Source organism: Bacillus cereus group sp. MYBK30-2, from assembly GCF_051915945.1.
Classification (GTDB): domain Bacteria; phylum Bacillota; class Bacilli; order Bacillales; family Bacillaceae_G; genus Bacillus_A; species Bacillus_A paramycoides.
On sequence record NZ_JBQAFR010000001.1, the window covers coordinates 225693 to 244294 of the forward strand.

The window sequence follows — 18602 nt, forward strand, 5'->3', positions numbered from 1 at the left end:
ACAAAATATATTTTCTTTGACCATGAACAGTTTTTTTGAAAATGTTCACTACTCGACATAGAAGGTATGCACTGTCGAGTAAGTAAAGAGAAAATCTATAAAGGAGTTTCAAAATGTCTACATCTAAAAAAGAAGATCCTCGTACAGTTCGTTCAAGAGAAATGTTTAAAAATGCTGTTTTTTCTCTTTTATGTGAGAATCCTAGTATTTCAAGCTTAACGGTTCAGAAAGTAGCAACAACGGCAGGATTAAATCGAACAACCTTTTACTTACATTATCAAGATATTCAAGATTTACTAGACCAAATCACTAACGAGATTTTAAATGAGCTTTCTAATAAAATTGTTGATTTAATACATGCAAAAGATTTATCAGAAAAACAAAAGCTAACACAATTGCTTGATTATTTATATATCCACCGAAATTATTTATTTATATTATTTAAAATGAATCAATTTGAGGAGCAATTATTTTTATTTTTAAAGCAATTAATAGAAACGAGAAGAGAGAATACGAAAAAGGATTTACCAGATGATTATGTTGCAGTTGATATTAAAACAGCCTCTTTGGTAGGTATCATCATGTGGTGGATAAGGAATGGACTTCACTTTAGTTCAGACTATATTGCAAATCAAATTTATTTTATGTATAAAGGGTAATAAGTTAAAAATATTTTATGTATTGACGCATTGTATTATTAAGTGCGACACCTAAAGAAAAAAACAAAAAACCGATCTCGCTTCATGTAAAGTAGAAGTTACCACACCACTTACTTACGTGGAAAACTACCTACGAAGCGTTTCAGGAGGAACTGTCGCACTTAGATTGACAAATTGTCTTTAAAATAAAAATATATATTGTATAATTTCATATACCGTACATATATAATAAAACTTTTAAATAAAAGCACAATCGTTGCACTGTGCATAAACGAGAATTTGGACTTAATTTTAGGAGAAATACAAGATAAGATATTAATAGAAAGCGATTTCAAATTCTAATTTTGCAAAGTTAGTATCTATACTTGCAAATCTACTTAAGAACAAGTATAGAAAGGGTGTATATCATATATGATATTAGATAATCGAAGTATAAGTATATTACAGCAAATTATTCAAGCAGATAGCTATGTTTCTGTATCTCAATTAATGGAAGTCATACAAGTTTCTAAGCGAACAATTTATTATGATATGAAGAAAATAGAAGATTGGTTACTTGCAGAGGATTTAAATTCATATGAATATATTCGTCCTTTAGGCTACTGTTTTGATAATGAAACGAAGCAAAGAGTGATAAAAAAGTTAAATGGATTTACAACAAGCCAATATGAGTATTCTCCACAAGAACGAAAAATATTGTTGGTTCTTTATTTACTAACAATAGAGAAAAGAATTCTATTAGAAGACTTAATAGAGCTTGTGCAAGTAAGTCGTAATACTGCTCTTGCTGACTTAAAAAAAATAAAAACTGAGTTAGTGAAGTTTCAGCTCTCATTAAATTTTGATCGTAAAAACGGTTACAATATTAAAGGGAATGAACATGGAAAACGGAATATATTAATCTTAAATCTTTCGCAAATAATTTCAAAGCATGGATGGGAATATTTAATATCGCATGTGAAATACATTACGAATGATAATAAAAGTGTAAAAGGTAATCAAGATCATGAGGAACTTCTTGTAATAAAAAATATTTTATCGAATTGTGAAGAGCTTTTAGGTGTTCAGTATACAGATGAGGTACTTGAAAGTTTAAGCGTTTACATGTATTTATTCCGTAATCGTATTGTAAATGGAAAATGTGTTGAAATGGAAGATGCTGAAAAGGAAGTTCTACGAGAAACAAAACAATTTGAAGCAGCTAAATATATTGCAAAACAGTTTGAAAGAGTATTTTTCGTAGAGTTTCCAATAGACGAAATTTATTATATTACGACTCATTTGTTGGGAGCAAAAGTAAATGCTCAACAAATAGACTTTGAACAAAATGATATTGATGGGATACATTCTATCGTCGGATATATGATAAAGGATTTTCAACATTATGCTTGTGTTATTTTCCAAAATTATAAAGGGCTTGCCTCAGACCTATATCTGCATATGAAACCGGCATTTTATCGTGTAAAGTATGGGATTGAAATAGAAAATCCATTACTTTATACAATTCAGCAAAATTATGAAGAAGTATATACACTTACAAAAAAAGTGATTCATCATTTTGAAGAATATGTTGGAAAACCAGTTTCAGATGATGAAATGGCATATATTACTATGCACTTCGGTGCTTGGATGAGGAAAGAGGGAATCGTTCCCAGTCCAAGAAAAACAGCGCTGCTTGTTTGTCCGAATGGTATTGGTACATCACGTATGTTGCAGTACCAATTAGAGCAATTGTTTTCGAGTGTTGATATTTTAAAAGCCATTTCAAAGCGGGAATATGAATCAAATATATTTGATGTAGATTGTATCATTACAACTACTGAACTTGAGAAGGGGAAAATCCCTATCTTTATGGTGAATCCAATTTTGACCGATTCCGAAAAAGCATCGTTACTAAGAAAAGTAAATGTAGCTTTATTTGGTGAGAATCAAAGTGATTCTGTTGATATGATGATGGGGATTATCCAAAAATACACAGACATTTTAGATGAAAAGTCTTTGAAAAATGAATTGAGAGAGTTTATGAGTGGCCCAGTACATATTGATAAGGAGGAGAAATATAAGCCTATGTTAAACGAGCTATTGACTAGAGAGTTTATCCAACTTGAGAATCACGTTGATACGTGGGAAGAAGCAATTCGTATTGCGTCTGAACCTTTATTACAAAATGGACATATTTTTGATGAATATATTTCTGAGATGATTGCGAATGTGAAGAAGTTAGGTCCGTATATTGTTATTGCACCTAAAATTGCAATACCTCACGCTCGCCCTGAAGCAGGGGTCAAAAAGTTAGGGATGAGTTTATTACAACTAAAAGAAAGTGTTTTATTTTCAGAAAAACAAGAGCATGCTGCAAATTTAATTATTGTATTAGCAGCTATTGATAATGAGACACATTTGAAAGCATTATCACAATTAAGTGAGATGTTATCTGATCCCAAAAACATAGAAATGTTAATTCATTCAAATTCAAAAGATAAAATGCTAGAAATGATAGCTAAATATTCTAATTAAAGGGGAGATTGAAATGAAAAAAGTATTAGTAGTATGTGGAAATGGATTAGGAAGTAGTTTTATTATAGAAATGAATGTAAAGAAAATATTAACTGAACTTGGTTTGCAAGCTGAAGTTTCTCATACGGATTTAGCATCAAGTAAATCAGAACAAGCAGATCTATATTTAGGTGCGAAGGATATCATTTGTAACCTTGAAGATGGTACTCGAACAGTTGCTGGACTAACAAACATTTTAGATTTAAATGAAATTAAAGAAGCATTACAAAAACACCTGATGTAGAAACAGTGAAAGGGGAGTAGTGCTATGTTTGATATAATAATGAAGGATATTTTGGGACAACCGGCAATATTAGTTGGATTGTTTGCTATGTGTGGTTTACTACTGCAAAAGAAAAATTTTGCAGACACAGTTTCAGGAACATTAAAAACAATTATGGGCTTCGTCGTTTTAGGAGGCGGAGCCACTATATTAATAGGAGCTTTAGATGTTTTTGGTAAAATATTTGATAAAGCATTCCATATTAAAGGGATTATTCCAAATAACGAAGCTGTAGTTGCGATAGCTCAGCAAACTTTAGGAAAAGAAACGGCCTTAATTATGGTATTTGGGATGATTGCTAATTTACTAATTGCACGATTTACAAGATTTAAATATGTGTTTTTAACTGGTCATCATACACTTTTCATGGCATGTTTAATTTCAGCTGTATTTTCAACTACAGGTATGCAAGGTGCTTCATTAGTGATTATTGGATCAGTTATTTTAGGGGCACTTATGGTTATTTTTCCAGCGCTACTACAACCGTATGTTAGAAAAATTACAGGGATGGATGATATCGCAATTGGCCATTTCGGTTCAGTTGGATATTTAGCAGCAGGGTTTGTTGGTAGTAAATTTGGAAATAAGGAAAAATCTACAGAACAAATTAAAGTACCGAAGTCATTAGGGTTTTTACGTGATACATCAGTTTCTATGTCATTAACAATGGCTGTGTTATTCTTTATTGTTGCACCATTTGCAGGGAAAAACTTTATCGAAACAGAATTAAGTAACGGACAAAATTATCTCGTGTATTCATTCATGCAAGCAATTACGTTTGCCGCAGGTGTGTATATTATTCTAGCAGGTGTCCGTATGTTGATTGCAGAAATAGTCCCTGCATTTAAAGGGATTGCAGATAAGCTAGTACCAAATGCCAAGCCAGCATTAGATTGCCCAACAATCTTTCCATTCGCACCAAATGCAGTTATTATTGGTTTTTTAACAAGTTTTATTGCCGGATTAATATCTATGTTTATTCTTCCATTTATCGGATTAAGTGTTATAGTACCAGGATTAATCCCTCATTTCTTCACTGGGGCAACAGCTGCTGTATTTGGAAATGCAACAGGGGGTAGAAGAGGAGCAATACTTGGAGCTTTTGTAAATGGATTATTAATCTCATTCCTGCCTGCTATATTATTACCTATATTAGGTGGACTAGGCTTTGAAAATACAACATTCGGTGATTCTGACTTTGCTGTTGTTGGTATATTAATTAGTGAAATTGCGAAATTGCTGGGTAATATTTTCTAAATAATAGAGTATAAAAAAACTTGAATTCATAATTAGAATTCAAGTTTTTTTATTAAATGTAAATATAATAGTGTAAGATAGTAAGGGGATTTGAATATAGAAAATAGGGGTTAGTTTGAAAAAACATTTGTTATTATTCGTTTTATTGAAGAGCAACAACGGAAATTCCCAAAACGATAAAAAAAGACTTGATAACCTACAAGAGGGAATCAAGTCTTTTTATTACATACGATTATCATGCCAGAAGTTTAATGGGAAATGTTCGTTCTCATTATAGCCTTCTAATTCATATCCTCTTTCTTTCAGTCCTTTAATAATTCCAGGTACTGCTTTTACTGATTGTGGATGAATATCATGCATAAGGATAACTTCTGTTGGATTTGTAGCATGAGCTAGAACGTTTTCTACGATTTTAGCAGATGCAGCGTCTGCTGGCATTTTGTTGTATTTCCAGTCTAATGAATCAATTGTCCAGTCCCAAACTTTTAAACCATTTTCGACAACTTTGTTGCGAAGGGCTTCATTTAATCCTGGCATTGAGCCGTAAGCAGGACGTGTTAATACTGGTGATTTTCCTAGAACACCAGCGATTAAGCCTTGGTCTTCTTTCATTTCATCAACGTAATGACCTTCTGTGTAAAGCTTCTTGTAGTTATGAGTCATACTGTGCATCCCAACATAGTGGCCTTCAGCATCTTCGCGTTTTACAAGGTCAGGGAAGGCTTTAACGTTTGAACCAATTAGGAAGAATGTTGCTTTTGCATTTTCACTCTTTAACATATCTAAAAGCTCAGCTGTGTATTTTCCAGGACCATCATCAAATGTTAAGTAAGCAACTTTTCTAACTTGCCCGTTATAGTGCTTTGGAGCTTCTTTTGGTGCTAGGGATGTTTGAATTTCACTTACAAGTTGAACAGATTTAGCTTCATCCTCTGTACTGGCTAGAGCGGTATGTGTTGATCCGTAAGCAGCCTCGTATGTAAATAATACCCCGACGCATATAAACAGAGCCCTTTTTACTAAAGTTGTCATCCGAATTCCATTGCGCATAATTTTCCTTCTCTCTATAAAAGTTCTACTCTATTATATTAGCAATTTTAGAGGGGGAAATGCAAAAAAACTTTTTACAAGCGCGAAAAAGTTTGTAAAAAAATATGCAAGATTTCAACGTTTTTGCAGGTTTAATAAAATGAAACAAGAATTGAATGTATGGAACTGCATTTATTACGGTTCATACATGTTTTTAGTTTCGGAGAAGGAGGATAAGTATGAAAAAATTAGCTTGTTTACATGCTCATCATTCAAATATTGAATACATTGACCGAGCGTTTCAATCTTTTGAAATAGAAATACTCCATTTTGTAGATCCGATTTTATCACACATACTAAAAAAAGATTGCGATTTTGAAAGAGAACAAGCACGAAATAAATTGAATGATCTTTTAAAGTATATTGCCGAAAGTGATGTGGATACACTTTTAATAACTTGTACAGATTATATTACGCTATTAGATGAAAATTTCAAAATAGATATACCTATATTGAAAATTGATGAGCCATTCTTTGAAATGCTTTGTCATGTTGAAGGGCCACAAACAATAGTTTTTACGAATGCCAGCACTGTTTTAGGAACGATGGAACGTTTAAAACAATACGCTCAGTGGAAAAATAAATCTATCCATGTAAAAGTAGAAGTGATAGGGGGGATATTTGAGTTAATTATGCAAGGTCGTAAAGAAGAGTATGATACTAAATTAGAAAAGTATTTATATGAAATTATGAAAAGTAGAAACGAAATGCTTTCAGTTGCACAATTATCGATGGTAGATGCTGCTACAAGGATAGAAAATATAATAGGAAGGAACATAATAAATCCGTTGAATGCGTTAGAAGAGTATTATATAGAGAGTGTGAATGAACAACCGTGTGAAAAATAAAGAAGAGAATGTATAATTAGAAATTTCACATACCGTATTTGAAAAATAAATATAGGAAAACAAAAAAATAATGTAGAATATATCGTACATACATATGTGAAGTCAACATAATAAATAAAAGAGGTGGACATATGCAACTTGAAGAAGTAATGCAGCAACTAGAGGAATATGGAACAGAACAAAATCGTAAAACGTTTAAAAATCATGGGGCGAAAGAGCCGTTATTCGGAGTTAGTTTTGCGAATTTGAAATTGTTAAAAAAGAAGATAAAAAAAGATCATGATTTAGCAATCTCATTATGGGAAACAAAAAATATGGATGCAATGACTTTAGCAACGATGATTTTAGAGCCAAAGAAACTAACGTCAGAACAGTTAAATAGATGGGTACAGGAAGTTGATTATTATTGTTTAATGGACGTTCTTATGACGGCTATATGTACGTCACCAATCGCTATAGAAAGAATGGAAGAATGGACGAAATCTGACGATGAATGGACTGGAAGAGCAGGTTGGTCTTTATTAGCGAATATCGCTATGAAAAATAAAACATTAGATGATGAATACTTCTTACCGTATATAGAAGAGATTAAAATTCATATACATAATGAGAAAAATCGAAAAAGAGAAGCGATGAATAGAGCTTTAATTGCGATAGGGGTTCGGAATGAAAGTTTGGAACAAAAGGCAATTGAAATTGCACGTGAGATTGGAAAAGTAGAAGTTGATCACGGTGCAACGTCATGCAAAACACCAGATGCAGAAGCCTATATTAAAAAGACACGAGAAAGAGCTGAAAAAAAGAAAGTAAAATAAGAGAGGGGGAAAGGCTATGAAACCAATTGAAGCGGCACAAAGCATAATTACATCACAATTTCCGAATTGTGATGTTGCTTTACTAGGGGGAAGTGTTGCTAGAGGAGAGGCTACGAAAACATCTGACCTTGATGTTGTAATATTTGATCAAAATTTGTCATCTTGTTATAGAGAATCTTTCTATAGTAATGGCTGGCCTGTTGAAGTATTTGTACATAATTTTGAAACGTACAAAACCTTTTTCAAAAGTGATTGTGAACGCGGGAGACCTTCATTACCTCAATTAGTTTCAGAAGCGTTTGTTTTAAAAGGAAAAGAAAAAATTGTAGCAGAGCTAAAAAGAGAAGCAAATGAACTATTAAATAAAGGTCCTGAAAAATGGACCGAAGAAACGATGAAGCAGAAGCGCTATTTTATTACGGATGCTTTGGATGACTTTATTGGTGCAACAAAGAGAGAAGAAGAGTTGTTCATCGCAAATTTATTAGCTGATTTAGTACATGAATATGTTTTGAGGGTAAATGGCCAATGGCTTGGAAATTCAAAATGGTTCATTAGAGTATTGAAAAGGTACGACGAAGTATATGCAGAGAAATTTGTTGCGGTTTTTGATCGCTTTTATAAAACAGGGGAGAAAAAGGAATTAATCGCTTTTATAGAAAAAACGTTAGAAGAGTATGGGGGAAGAATGTTCGAAGGATTTTCTATAGGGAAATGAGAAGGGGTAGCAAAATGAATTTACCAATTGTTCAATTAAGAGAACTATCACTAGATGATGTAGAAGATAGGTACAGGTGGTCATTAGATACAGAAGTAACAAAGCACCTAGTTGTACCAGATCAATATCCACCGTTCACTCGTGAAGATACGAGAAGGTGGATTGAAACGTGTATAAGTCGAAAAAATGGATATGAACAACGAGCTATTCTAACTGATAAGGGTATACACATCGGATGGGTAGATATTAAAAATTTTGATAAAACGAATAAAAATGCTGAACTAGGGATTGCAATTGGAAATAAAGAATTTTGGGGTAAAGGGTATGGAATGGCAGCTCTATACAGTATGTTACAAATTGGCTTTTCTGAATTCGAATTAGAAAAAGTTTGGCTACGAGTAGACGAAGATAATTTACAAGCTAGAAAGAGTTATGAAAAAGCTGGATTTGTTTGTGAAGGAATAATGAGAAATGATCGATTACGTCATGGTGAATTCATTCATCGCTATCGTTATAGTATGTTAAAAGAAGAATATCAATCTATATGTAATAGCCTATAAAAATATTATGTAAACTAAAGGGGGTAAGGAAATGATTCGATTACTTACTAAAGAAGATGCAGAACAATATTGGGATTTACGTTTACAAGCATTACAAGTAAATCCAGAGGCGTTTATAACAACTTATGAAGAGGCAATCCGTCAGGAAAATCCTATTGACCGAGTTGTAAGTAATTTAACATCTGCTACTAGTTGTACATTCGGTGCTTTTAATAAAGAAAATCAATTAATTGGAGTTGTCACTTTACTAACAGAAGAGAAAGAGGCATATAAGCATAAAGGTCATATCGTTGCGATGTATGTAGATGCACAAAACAGACGGAACGGATTGGCGCGTGAGTTAATTGCAAATGCGATTCAAAGAGCGCGAGATATAAAACTAGAGCAATTAACCTTAGGAGTTGTATCCACAAACGAACCAGCAAAAAAATTGTATGGATTAATGGGCTTTAAAACGTATGCAATTGAAAAAAGAGCTATAAAGATGAATGGTGTGTATAGTGATGATGAAAATATGGTATTGTTTCTTTAAAGACTACATGTATAATAAAGTTTTTGAATATTAATTATATTTATTTTGTTATATAGTATAAGAAGAAACTATATAAGGGGTTTTGTGATGAAAGCTATTGCAATAGGGATATTGGCATCATTTTTCTTTGCCTTTACCTTCGTTTTAAACCGGGCGATGGACTTAGAAGGTGGAAGTTGGATTTGGAGTGCATCATTACGGTATTACTTTATGGTTCCAATGCTATTACTTATTGTTCTGTATAGAGGGAACTTAAAACAACTCTTTCAATATATGAAAAATAATCCGAAAGAATGGTTGTTATGGAGTATCGTTGGATTTGGCCTTTTTTATGCACCGCTTAGTTTCGCTGGTGCGTTTGGACCCGGGTGGCTCGTTGCTTCAACTTGGCAAATTACGATAGTTGCAGGGATATTGTTAACACCATTTTTCGCAGTAGATCCATTACATAAAAAACTTCCGATAAAGGAATTAGTAATGTCAGGCATTATTTTATTCGGTGTTGTTCTTATGCAAGTAGAACACGCTTCTTCTTTAGGAATTTGTGAAACCGTTTTATGTGTAGTTCCTGTACTTATTGCAGCGTTTGCATACCCACTTGGAAATAGAAAGATGATGCAAGTATGTAAGGGTGAATTAGATGTTTTCCAACGAGTTCTCGGTATGACTTTAGCAAGTTTACCATTTTGGTTTTTACTATCTGGATATGAAGTATCTACTAACGGATTACCGTCAAGTAGCCAAGTTATCCAATGTTTTATCGTAGCAATTAGTTCAGGTTTAATTGCGACAGTTTTATTCTTCTTTGCGACTGATCTTGTAAAAGATGATCCACAAAAATTAGCAACAGTTGAAGCGACACAGTCTGGTGAAGTTTTATTTGCATTAGTAGGAGAGCTCCTCTGGTTATCTGCTCCAATTCCATCTTCTTTATCGTGGATTGGAATGAGTCTCGTAATTGTCGGAATGATATTGCATAGTTATGTAGCTGTAGTTGTGAAAAAAGAGGAAAAAATAACTGTGTAAAAAGACTAGCTCTTTCCTATAAAGAGCTAGTCTTTTTTCATGGAAAGGGATGACGATATGATGTTACAACGTGTTAAGCATATAGAAAAAGATCCAATTAAGGAAGTATTAAAGCATGCGACCGGTCCGAGTGAAATAAGTTTAATTAAAGCAGTGTCATTGTATGAAAATAATCATGCAGTGCTATATAAATATGGGAATAAGGCTTGCATTGGTACAGCGTTAATTGATACAAATAGAGCGAGAATGTATCACATAGCTGTTGATGAAAAATATCGTAATCAAGGAATTGCACTTCAAATGATTAAAGAAATAATTAGGAAATATGAGCTAACGTATATCGAGGCTGAGACAGACGAAGAGACAGTCGGATTTTATAAAAAATGTAACTTTAATGTTGAAAGTTTAGGAGAAAAATATCCGGGTGTAGAAAGATTTCATTGTCATTTTGAGAACGCATAGTTTTCAAATAGTATGCGAAATATGTAACTTTGCATATGTAGTTTAATTTGAAAATAATGATATATACAGTATATAATAAAGGTAATTGGAAAAATATAGATAAATAGAAATTAGGTGTATAACACATGAGAATGGATAAAAGCAAATTTGTGAAAATTGCAGCTTCAATAGGAGTGTCATCTTTTCTATTAACAGGATGTGCTGATAATGATGAAGAAAGCGCACAAAAAGAAAGTAGTGCTGTAAAAGTGGATGGCACGAAGCAAGAAAGCGAACAAGAAACATTAAATTGTGATGATAAAGCACCAACAACAGAAAATATAGAAAAAGAAGAATTATGTAGAGAGAATCATTCACCTGCTACATTTAATAATGAGGGTTCACACTTGCCAATACTTCCGTTCGTAGCTGGGTATTTATTAGCAAGTAAGACGTCAAATATGTATAATACGGCGAAACCAAATCTTATGAAGAAACCATATACAAATAATATTATCCCATACCGTGAAAAGGATGAGCGCAGAACTGGTGGCAGTGGTGGTGGATATTATGGAGGCACTAGTAGTAATAATGATTCTTCAAAGAAAGTGGATTTAAATAAGCAACAGCCGAATAATGCGAATAAAGTAACGCCAGATTCAAATACACCAAAGTCATCTACTACACAGACGCCGAAAGTGAATTCTGGTTCCAGTGGAATTGGAAACGCAAAAGCACCAGCTGGATCCTAATTTGAAAGGATAATGGAGAAATGTATACAGAACAAGAACAGGAAGAGTATATGAAAATTTGGTTTTCTCTTGCAGAAGAGGCTGGTAGAAATGGATTTACATGGCCGAGTTTGCTAGAGAATGAAGAATGGAATCAATATATGGCAACTGGTATGTATCGTATGCCAGTACGTACATATACTGCAATTTCAAAAGCGACAGAAGAAATTATGTATGTGTTATATAAAACGTATCAATACATTACAAATACCCCAGAGCAATTTCAAAAGCTTGGTTTTCCAGCAGAAACGTGGGAAATTGCAAGGATGAAACATGCTGGCTTATTTTCATATTTTACAAGATTTGATTTCATTGTAAATCATGATGATATTAAATTAATTGAAGTAAATTGCGATACTCCGACCGGTTATTTAGAACCATCTGTCGCGAATGAAGTATTATGTCGTTATCATGATGTAAATCATCCGAATCATATTGAAGAGCATATTGTGCAAGCTTGGGAACAAATTAAACATGATTATAAAATAAGTCCTGATGAAACGATTTATTTTACTAGCTATGATTGGCATGATGAAGATCATCAAACCGTTCAGTTTTTAAGAAGTTATTGCTTACAACAACAAACGGCTTATGTAGGAATACAAGATATTGTTGTTGCAGATGATGGATTATATACACCGAGCGGAGACCGAATTAAATATTTATACCGACTATATCCAATTGAATATTTAGTGTCGGACGTTGATAAGAATGGAAAAAGAATTGGTCTACAATTTTTAAATCATATCGCACAAGAAAGAGTGCAAATTATTAATCCACCTGCCGCCTTTGTAATGCAAAATAAAGGTGCACTCGCATTAATTTGGCAACTTTACGAAGATGAAGTTTTCTTTGAAAAAGAAGAGCGAGAGATCATTAAGAAATACTTCCTTCCAACGTATTTTACAAATAAACGATTCTTAGAAAGAAAAGAATCATATGTTTCAAAACCATTATTTGGCCGCGAAGGTGGCGGAGTGTCTATTTATGAAAATAATGAACTATTAGCTGAAGATCAAACAGAGTATTATTTTGAGCAACGAAAAATATATCAGCAATACGTAGACATGCCTGACTATACAATTGATACGTGGGATGGACCGTATACTGGTAAACTTCTAATCGGTTCTCATTGTATTAGCGGAAGGGCAGCGGGACTGTTTTTACGAGTAGGCGAAAGAATAACAGGGAATTTATCAATGTTTACTGGGGTTACGATTGAAGGGTAATATGCAGAAAAAAAGGGGAGTACGATGTCGAAAGAAGAAACTGTTAAATTTAATAGTATTGAGGTAGAGAATCTAAAAATTGTCGATCAAAATGGGACAGTTCGTTTACGATTATTTAATAATGAAAGTATTCCTCCAGTATTAATGGATGGAGAAGATATATTACCTGGACATAGGCAAAATGATCCGATTGCTGGAATTATGTTTTATAACAAAGAAGGCGATGAATGTGGCGGACTTATTTACGGCAACGAAACAGATGGAAATGGGAATTACAGTGCAGGGGCTTCTTTAACACTTGACCAGTATAAACAAGATCAAATAGTTCAAATGCATTATAGTGATGAGAACGGAAATAGAGAATATGGATTCAGTGTTTATGATCGTCCAAAGACACCGCTTTCGGAACTAATAAAGCAGCAAGAAGAAATAAAGGAATCAGTGGAAGATACAGAATTACAAGTAACTGAAATGGATAAAATATGGGCTGGAAATACAAAAAGGATGTTTATGGGAAAAAATTCTAAAGGAGAAGTCTCTGTAAGTTTAATGGATAGCAAAGGAAAAGACCGTATTCGCATGGTAGTGGACGAAAATGATATTCCACGTATGGAGTTTTTAGATGCTGAAGGAAAGGTTACGTATACACTTCCGCCAGAATAATAATCTCAGAATATATCTAGTAGCATTTAAATGTAATAAATTGCTGAATAATATATTAAGGAGCTTGACCCTCAATGGCAAGAAAACTATTAACACAAAGGTTCCCGATTTTAATTCCTTTCAGAATTAGACAACGCAGGTTGTTTAAAAAAATACATGACCGTCTTGAAGGGTATAAATTTCCAAAAACATTTGAACAAAACCCATTACCTTACAGAATTTATAAACATAAATCTTTACTTATTAGAAAATTAGGTGATACGGACATACAGCTGCAATACAACAAAATTACTAATCTAAGATTAGCTATAAGCAAAATAAACAAGGTTGTAATTAAACCGGGGGAAACATTTTCATTTTGGCATCTTGTTGGTAATTCTGATGAAAAGGCTGGATATAAAGAAGGAATTATTTTAATGAATGGTGAAGCGATAAAGGGAATAGGCGGTGGTCTTTGTCAGTTAGGGAATCTTCTCTACTGGATGTTTCTTCATTCAGAGTTGGAGACAGTAGAAAGGTATCGTCATAGTTTTGATCCATTCCCTGACTATGGACGGGTGATTCCATTTGGAACAGGCGCTACTTTGATGAATGGGATTATTGATTTAAAATTAAAGAACAATTCAAATATTTCCTATCAAATTAATCTACATATTGACGAGGAATACATTTACGGAGAAATTAGGGCATCACAGTATCCCCCATATTCGTATTCTATTGTTGAAGAGGATCATCGTTTTGTAAAAAAGACAGATGATCAAGTATACAGGAAAAATAAAATTTATAAAAAAATTGTTGATCGTGTCACAGGTAACTTAGTTGGTAAAGAACTAATCATAGAAAATGATTGCCTAGTAAAATATGAAGTAGATGATGAGAAAATAGCAGGTTCTTCATAAATCAAAATCTTCACTCGTTTAAAGATATTTGAAATAGCAATGTAAAACATTTCAAATTAAACTCTTCCAAGGAAAATATATGAGGTCGCATGTAATCAATATGTAGTATTTCGCACATTAAAATAGAAAGAGCCCTATGATAGAACTGTAAAGTCAGCTATTCTAGGGCTTCGTTTATTGTGTTTTGATTTAGGAATGAAACAAGTGGTTTTGTTATTGTACTTCGTTCATTCTACAATAGAGTGGATAATTAAGTTAAAAATTAAGAAAAATATGATAATATATTTATGTATTAGTTTAAATCAAAATGGGGGAACAATCGTGAAAATGAATGAATTAGTGACGAGTACACAATTTCCAAATACAATCGAAACAATTACAAATGATTTGAAAGAACTAGGGATAGAAAAAGGAATGACAGTTATTGTACATTCTTCGTTAAGTTCCATTGGCTGGGTATCTGGCGGAGCAGTTGCGGTAGTAGAGGCATTAATGAAAGTTGTTACGGAAGAGGGAACAATTATTATGCCGACGCAATCTTCGGATTTATCTGATCCGAAACATTGGGCAAGACCACCTGTACCAGAAGACTGGTGGCAAATTATCCGTGATAACGTCCCAGCATTTGACCCACGTATAACACCAACAAGGGCAATGGGAAAAGTAGTTGAATGTTTTCGTACATATCCGAATGTATTGCGGAGCAACCATCCGCTCAGTAGTTTTGCAGCATGGGGGAAACATGCGGAGGAAATTACAGCGAATCATTCACTTTCCATAAGTTTTGGAGAAGAATCGCCATTAAGAAAAATATACGATTTAGATGGATACATATTATTACTTGGTGTCGGGTATGACTCCAATACATCTGTTCATTTATCGGAAGTACGTACAGGAGCACGTGAATTAATAAAAGTAGGAGCTCCTATTATAGAGAACGGTGTAAGAGTATGGAAAGAGTTTGATGAAATGGATTATGATTCTGATACGTTTGTAGAGATCGGAGTGGAGTTCGAACGTAAAGGAACTGTAACGCTTGGGAAGATAGGGAATGCAACGTGCCGCTTTATGAAGCAACGTGATGTAGTTGACTTTGGAACAGAGTGGTTTCGTGCGAAAAATCAGTAAGGGATGGTTATGATGAAGGGGAAAAAGGTATTAATTACGAGCGGTGGCTGTCTAGAAAAATGGGATCAAGTACGAGGACATACTAATTTAGCAAAAGGTACGATTGGAAGAATTCTTGTGGAAGAGCTAATGGCAAAAGGAGCACATGTTATATATTTACATGGCTATTTTGCTGAGAAGCCAGGCGATGTAAATAACCAATTAGAATTGCATCCATTTGAGGGGATTATTGATTTACAAGATAAGATGAAAAGTATTATTACACATGAAAAAATTGATGCAGTTATTATGGCTGCTGCGGGCTCAGATTGGATTGTTGAAAAAATCTGTGATCAAGATGGAACTGTTCTTAATATGAACGGAAAGATTTCAAGTGATATCGCACCAATTATTCATTTTCAAAAAGCACCAAAAATATTAAAACAAATAAAGAACTGGGATCCAGAAACGATACTTGTTGGCTTTAAACTTGAAAGTGATGTGAATGAAGAGGAACTAATCGAAAGAGCGAATAAAAGAATGAACGATGCAAAAGCAAGTGTAATGGTAGCAAACTCACCGCATTCTTTATATTCTCGCGGCGCTGTGCATCATGTTATTGGAGAAAATGGTGATGTAAAGCTATGTAATGGAAAAGACGAAACAGCCAAAGAAATTGTAAGTAGATTAGAACACTTATGCAATCGCATTACAGCTTTGTAAATTTACGATTTTAGAAAGAGATGAAGCCGCATACTATGTAATAAATGTGATTGATAATGCCATTGGATATACATAATGAACAATTGTGAGGAGTGGATCCTATGGAACAATTATTAAAGCAAGCTATTAAATTAAAAAATGAAAAGAAATATGCGCAGTCTAGAGAGATACTAATAGGGTTAACAAACTTTACGAGAGATGCAGAAGTACTTTACCAATGTGCTTGGATACATGATGTAATGGGGCTTGAAACGGAAGCTGTTCCGTATTATGAACAAGCGATTGCGAATGGCCTTGAAGGTGAATCACTTTGTGGTGCTTATATAGGTCTTGGCAGTACGTATCGTTGTATAGGAGAATACGATAAAGCAATTGCCGTATTAGAAGCAGGGCGGAATAAATTTCCAGACAATAACGTGATGAAAGTATTTTTATCAATTGCAAAATACAACGTGAAAGATCATGAAGAGGCGATGAAATTACTGTTAGAAACTGTTGTGAAAGTAGATGAGGTAAAAGAATTTGAACGTGCCATTTTATTTTATAAAGACCATTTAAATGAGGTTTTTAAATAGAGGAGTGAACGTATGAATTTATCCATTTCGCGAAGGAGAAAAGGTATTTGGATCGGGCTCACATCCTTAATTGTGTTGTCAAACTATTTATTGTATGCCCTTCCCCTTGTACCAGCTGCTCCAAAAGAAGTAGTGCTCGGTTCATTATTAGATTTTATGTTCGTAATTCCAGTCATCACATATTTCTTTATTATACGAAAAAGATATTCGTTAAAGTATGTGTTTCCTGTAGTTATTGCTGGATATATATTTGCGAGATTTATTATTCCGAGCGATTATTTACAAGCTTTTTCCTATGTATCTTATATAATAGTCGCAGGAGAAGTAGCTTTTGTAGCCTTTGAATTATTCCTTCTATATAAAATTATAAAAGTTCTTCCTAAAATAATAAGACTATATAAAGAATATAAAAAAGAGTATGCATCATTTTCATATGCGATTGATAAAGCATTTAATTCTACTATGAAAAGAAGTACAGCGGTGAATGTCATTCTTTCAGAGTGTAAATTACTTTATTATGCCTTTTTGTCATGGCGTGAAAAAGTACCAGAAGGTGAATTCGCATACTCTTATCATAAAAAGACTGGTGCAATCGGTGTGTATATCATGATTATTCATGCAACAGTAATTGAAAGTATCGGTTTTCATTACTTACTGCATCAATGGAATCCAGTCGTAGCTTGGATTTTACTCATTTTGAACATATATGCGCTGTTCTATTTTTTAGCTGAAATACAAGCGATGCGTAAAAATCCAATTATCGTTGCGGAAGAAAAAGTGATCATTCAAATTGGATTAGGAAAGAAAATCGTTATACCATTTACACAAATTGATAACATTGCGTTTTATAAAGGAGAACCATTAACGAAAGAAGAAGAGAAAGAGGTTCTTGACGCAACTGTTATGGAATTTATAAAAGAACCTGCAATTTTTGAAATAATGTTAAAAGAGCCGATGAAAGCGCAGTTGTTATACGGATTTTCTAAAACGGTAAGTCGTGTCCATTTAAATGTTGATGATGAGCGGAAATTTTATGATGCGGTTATGGAAAAGTTAAAACATGAGTAAATCCCCAAAATATCATCGTGCATTTGGTGTATTCGGCAATTGAATTAAAAATAATAACATATTAGTAATCGATAAAAATAAAGGGTCATATATGAATCGTGGTTAATAAAATAGTAGTGACTCATTAACTCCTTCCATTATAGAAGGAGTTTTTATGATGCGGAATAGTAAAGGAAATTATATCGACAACAAACAGTAGAGTGAATAACTGTATACTTTCTTAATAAGGGGAGTAAGGGATATAATTAAAAACAGACGTATTAACAGATACAATTCATGTCTTCTTACCTCGAATGATTTTAGAAACGGAGACTATATTTAAACAGAAAGAGATTTTTTCCACATGAAAAATAATGAGAAATAAAAAACTCGCAGCTTACTAGCTTGCGGGTTTTCATCGTAAATAATTAAAAAATATGGTAAAATTAAGAGGTAACTTATGGTACGGTTGGTTGTTCAATTATCACTTCTCCGAGTAGGAGGGGGGTGATAATACGTGAGTGAAATTGCGTTGCTACTGCAGGGTGGACTGTTTCTCGTTGCATTGTTAACGTTTATTGTCGTTTTAATTGACAAGCTCAAAAAATAACAACCCACCTATGCCTATAGAATGTGGGTTGTTGTGTTTGTACGAAACAAATAGGATAAATGAACAATCCAATCTGCTTAGTTACGTGGACTAGTGTGTAGCCGCACACTAGTCTTTTTTATTTATATACAGTTTTTAATTGTTTTATGTGATTGTATTGTTCTTTTCATACTT

21 protein-coding genes are annotated in these 18602 nt (G+C 33.5%); 20 read left to right on the forward strand and 1 reads right to left on the reverse strand.

What is annotated here, in order from left to right; all coding sequences use genetic code 11:
- Positions 1 to 113: 113 nt before the first annotated feature.
- From ACTFQM_RS01100 to ACTFQM_RS01115, 4 genes are all read left to right on the forward strand, one after another.
- Positions 114 to 659, forward strand: a complete 546-nt coding sequence (locus tag ACTFQM_RS01100; protein ID WP_071719253.1) for a TetR/AcrR family transcriptional regulator — start codon at positions 114 to 116, stop codon at positions 657 to 659.
- A 411-nt stretch (positions 660 to 1070) separates the two neighbouring features.
- Positions 1071 to 3176 (forward strand): BglG family transcription antiterminator, encoded by a 2106-nt coding sequence (locus tag ACTFQM_RS01105; RefSeq protein WP_440033157.1) that lies wholly within the window; start codon positions 1071 to 1073, stop codon positions 3174 to 3176.
- A gap of 13 nt (positions 3177 to 3189) precedes the next feature.
- A complete protein-coding gene (locus tag ACTFQM_RS01110; protein WP_002161414.1) occupies positions 3190 to 3459 on the forward strand; it encodes a PTS sugar transporter subunit IIB in 270 nt (89 codons plus the stop codon).
- Positions 3460 to 3483: 24 nt separating this feature from the next.
- Positions 3484 to 4755: a PTS ascorbate transporter subunit IIC gene (locus ACTFQM_RS01115; RefSeq protein WP_427349560.1), complete on the forward strand. Its 1272-nt coding sequence runs from the start codon at positions 3484 to 3486 to the stop codon at positions 4753 to 4755.
- Between the two features lie 222 nt (positions 4756 to 4977).
- On the opposite strand, the gene ACTFQM_RS01120 is transcribed toward ACTFQM_RS01115, so the two are convergent.
- Positions 4978 to 5805, reverse strand: a complete 828-nt coding sequence (locus tag ACTFQM_RS01120; protein ID WP_440033158.1) for a peptidoglycan-N-acetylglucosamine deacetylase — start codon at positions 5803 to 5805, stop codon at positions 4978 to 4980.
- Between the two features lie 218 nt (positions 5806 to 6023).
- Between ACTFQM_RS01120 and ACTFQM_RS01125 the strand changes: the two genes are divergently transcribed.
- The 16 genes from ACTFQM_RS01125 to ACTFQM_RS01200 all read left to right on the forward strand — a co-directional run bounded on the left by ACTFQM_RS01125 (position 6024) and on the right by ACTFQM_RS01200 (position 18428).
- Entirely contained in the window at positions 6024 to 6692 is a 669-nt protein-coding gene (locus ACTFQM_RS01125) for a hypothetical protein (protein ID WP_440033159.1), read from the forward strand.
- A gap of 131 nt (positions 6693 to 6823) precedes the next feature.
- A complete protein-coding gene (locus ACTFQM_RS01130; RefSeq protein WP_440033160.1) occupies positions 6824 to 7507 on the forward strand; it encodes a DNA alkylation repair protein in 684 nt (227 codons plus the stop codon).
- Positions 7508 to 7523: 16 nt separating this feature from the next.
- Positions 7524 to 8225, forward strand: coding sequence for a nucleotidyltransferase domain-containing protein (locus tag ACTFQM_RS01135; RefSeq protein ID WP_440033161.1), 702 nt, complete (start codon positions 7524 to 7526; stop codon positions 8223 to 8225).
- Positions 8226 to 8239: 14 nt separating this feature from the next.
- Positions 8240 to 8785 (forward strand): GNAT family N-acetyltransferase, encoded by a 546-nt coding sequence (locus tag ACTFQM_RS01140; RefSeq protein WP_440033162.1) that lies wholly within the window; start codon positions 8240 to 8242, stop codon positions 8783 to 8785.
- Between the two features lie 31 nt (positions 8786 to 8816).
- A complete protein-coding gene (locus ACTFQM_RS01145; protein ID WP_440033163.1) occupies positions 8817 to 9317 on the forward strand; it encodes an N-acetyltransferase family protein in 501 nt (166 codons plus the stop codon).
- Positions 9318 to 9404: 87 nt separating this feature from the next.
- Positions 9405 to 10343, forward strand: a complete 939-nt coding sequence (locus tag ACTFQM_RS01150) for a DMT family transporter (protein ID WP_440033164.1) — start codon at positions 9405 to 9407, stop codon at positions 10341 to 10343.
- A gap of 60 nt (positions 10344 to 10403) precedes the next feature.
- Positions 10404 to 10805 (forward strand): GNAT family N-acetyltransferase, encoded by a 402-nt coding sequence (locus ACTFQM_RS01155; RefSeq protein ID WP_440034361.1) that lies wholly within the window; start codon positions 10404 to 10406, stop codon positions 10803 to 10805.
- Positions 10806 to 10930: 125 nt separating this feature from the next.
- The gene (locus ACTFQM_RS01160; RefSeq protein WP_440033165.1) at positions 10931 to 11536 is read left to right on the forward strand and encodes a hypothetical protein; all 606 of its coding nucleotides are present in this window, start codon (positions 10931 to 10933) and stop codon (positions 11534 to 11536) included.
- 20 nt (positions 11537 to 11556) lie between these two features.
- Positions 11557 to 12804: a glutathionylspermidine synthase family protein gene (locus tag ACTFQM_RS01165; protein ID WP_440033166.1), complete on the forward strand. Its 1248-nt coding sequence runs from the start codon at positions 11557 to 11559 to the stop codon at positions 12802 to 12804.
- A gap of 24 nt (positions 12805 to 12828) precedes the next feature.
- Complete coding sequence (locus tag ACTFQM_RS01170) at positions 12829 to 13467, forward strand: hypothetical protein (protein ID WP_440033167.1); 639 nt, start codon at positions 12829 to 12831, stop codon at positions 13465 to 13467.
- 74 nt (positions 13468 to 13541) lie between these two features.
- Positions 13542 to 14366, forward strand: coding sequence for a VanW family protein (locus tag ACTFQM_RS01175; RefSeq protein WP_440033168.1), 825 nt, complete (start codon positions 13542 to 13544; stop codon positions 14364 to 14366).
- A 327-nt stretch (positions 14367 to 14693) separates the two neighbouring features.
- Positions 14694 to 15494 carry an aminoglycoside N(3)-acetyltransferase gene (locus ACTFQM_RS01180; RefSeq protein ID WP_440034362.1) on the forward strand — a complete coding sequence of 267 codons (801 nt, stop codon included), beginning with the start codon at positions 14694 to 14696 and terminating at the stop codon, positions 15492 to 15494.
- Between the two features lie 12 nt (positions 15495 to 15506).
- Positions 15507 to 16196: a phosphopantothenoylcysteine decarboxylase domain-containing protein gene (locus ACTFQM_RS01185; protein WP_440034363.1), complete on the forward strand. Its 690-nt coding sequence runs from the start codon at positions 15507 to 15509 to the stop codon at positions 16194 to 16196.
- Positions 16197 to 16297: 101 nt separating this feature from the next.
- On the forward strand, positions 16298 to 16771 hold the full coding sequence (locus tag ACTFQM_RS01190; RefSeq protein ID WP_440033169.1) for a tetratricopeptide repeat protein: 474 nt from the start codon (positions 16298 to 16300) through the stop codon (positions 16769 to 16771).
- 12 nt (positions 16772 to 16783) lie between these two features.
- Positions 16784 to 17839: a hypothetical protein gene (locus ACTFQM_RS01195; RefSeq protein WP_440033170.1), complete on the forward strand. Its 1056-nt coding sequence runs from the start codon at positions 16784 to 16786 to the stop codon at positions 17837 to 17839.
- 496 nt (positions 17840 to 18335) lie between these two features.
- On the forward strand, positions 18336 to 18428 hold the full coding sequence (locus tag ACTFQM_RS01200) for a putative holin-like toxin (RefSeq protein WP_001289319.1): 93 nt from the start codon (positions 18336 to 18338) through the stop codon (positions 18426 to 18428).
- Positions 18429 to 18602: the final 174 nt, after the last annotated feature.

What these genes read in the sequence shown, in the direction of transcription:
- ACTFQM_RS01100 (WP_071719253.1), top strand. Translation starts at nt 114, where the DNA reads ATGTCTACATCTAAAAAAGAAGATCCTCGTACAGTTCGTTCAAGAGAA.
- ACTFQM_RS01105 (WP_440033157.1), top strand. Translation starts at nt 1,071, where the DNA reads ATGATATTAGATAATCGAAGTATAAGTATATTACAGCAAATTATTCAA.
- ACTFQM_RS01110 (WP_002161414.1), top strand. Translation starts at nt 3,190, where the DNA reads ATGAAAAAAGTATTAGTAGTATGTGGAAATGGATTAGGAAGTAGTTTT.
- ACTFQM_RS01115 (WP_427349560.1), top strand. Translation starts at nt 3,484, where the DNA reads ATGTTTGATATAATAATGAAGGATATTTTGGGACAACCGGCAATATTA.
- ACTFQM_RS01120 (WP_440033158.1), bottom strand. Translation starts at nt 5,805, where the DNA reads ATGCGCAATGGAATTCGGATGACAACTTTAGTAAAAAGGGCTCTGTTT.
- ACTFQM_RS01125 (WP_440033159.1), top strand. Translation starts at nt 6,024, where the DNA reads ATGAAAAAATTAGCTTGTTTACATGCTCATCATTCAAATATTGAATAC.
- ACTFQM_RS01130 (WP_440033160.1), top strand. Translation starts at nt 6,824, where the DNA reads ATGCAACTTGAAGAAGTAATGCAGCAACTAGAGGAATATGGAACAGAA.
- ACTFQM_RS01135 (WP_440033161.1), top strand. Translation starts at nt 7,524, where the DNA reads ATGAAACCAATTGAAGCGGCACAAAGCATAATTACATCACAATTTCCG.
- ACTFQM_RS01140 (WP_440033162.1), top strand. Translation starts at nt 8,240, where the DNA reads ATGAATTTACCAATTGTTCAATTAAGAGAACTATCACTAGATGATGTA.
- ACTFQM_RS01145 (WP_440033163.1), top strand. Translation starts at nt 8,817, where the DNA reads ATGATTCGATTACTTACTAAAGAAGATGCAGAACAATATTGGGATTTA.
- ACTFQM_RS01150 (WP_440033164.1), top strand. Translation starts at nt 9,405, where the DNA reads ATGAAAGCTATTGCAATAGGGATATTGGCATCATTTTTCTTTGCCTTT.
- ACTFQM_RS01155 (WP_440034361.1), top strand. Translation starts at nt 10,404, where the DNA reads ATGTTACAACGTGTTAAGCATATAGAAAAAGATCCAATTAAGGAAGTA.
- ACTFQM_RS01160 (WP_440033165.1), top strand. Translation starts at nt 10,931, where the DNA reads ATGAGAATGGATAAAAGCAAATTTGTGAAAATTGCAGCTTCAATAGGA.
- ACTFQM_RS01165 (WP_440033166.1), top strand. Translation starts at nt 11,557, where the DNA reads ATGTATACAGAACAAGAACAGGAAGAGTATATGAAAATTTGGTTTTCT.
- ACTFQM_RS01170 (WP_440033167.1), top strand. Translation starts at nt 12,829, where the DNA reads ATGTCGAAAGAAGAAACTGTTAAATTTAATAGTATTGAGGTAGAGAAT.
- ACTFQM_RS01175 (WP_440033168.1), top strand. Translation starts at nt 13,542, where the DNA reads ATGGCAAGAAAACTATTAACACAAAGGTTCCCGATTTTAATTCCTTTC.
- ACTFQM_RS01180 (WP_440034362.1), top strand. Translation starts at nt 14,694, where the DNA reads ATGAATGAATTAGTGACGAGTACACAATTTCCAAATACAATCGAAACA.
- ACTFQM_RS01185 (WP_440034363.1), top strand. Translation starts at nt 15,507, where the DNA reads ATGAAGGGGAAAAAGGTATTAATTACGAGCGGTGGCTGTCTAGAAAAA.
- ACTFQM_RS01190 (WP_440033169.1), top strand. Translation starts at nt 16,298, where the DNA reads ATGGAACAATTATTAAAGCAAGCTATTAAATTAAAAAATGAAAAGAAA.
- ACTFQM_RS01195 (WP_440033170.1), top strand. Translation starts at nt 16,784, where the DNA reads ATGAATTTATCCATTTCGCGAAGGAGAAAAGGTATTTGGATCGGGCTC.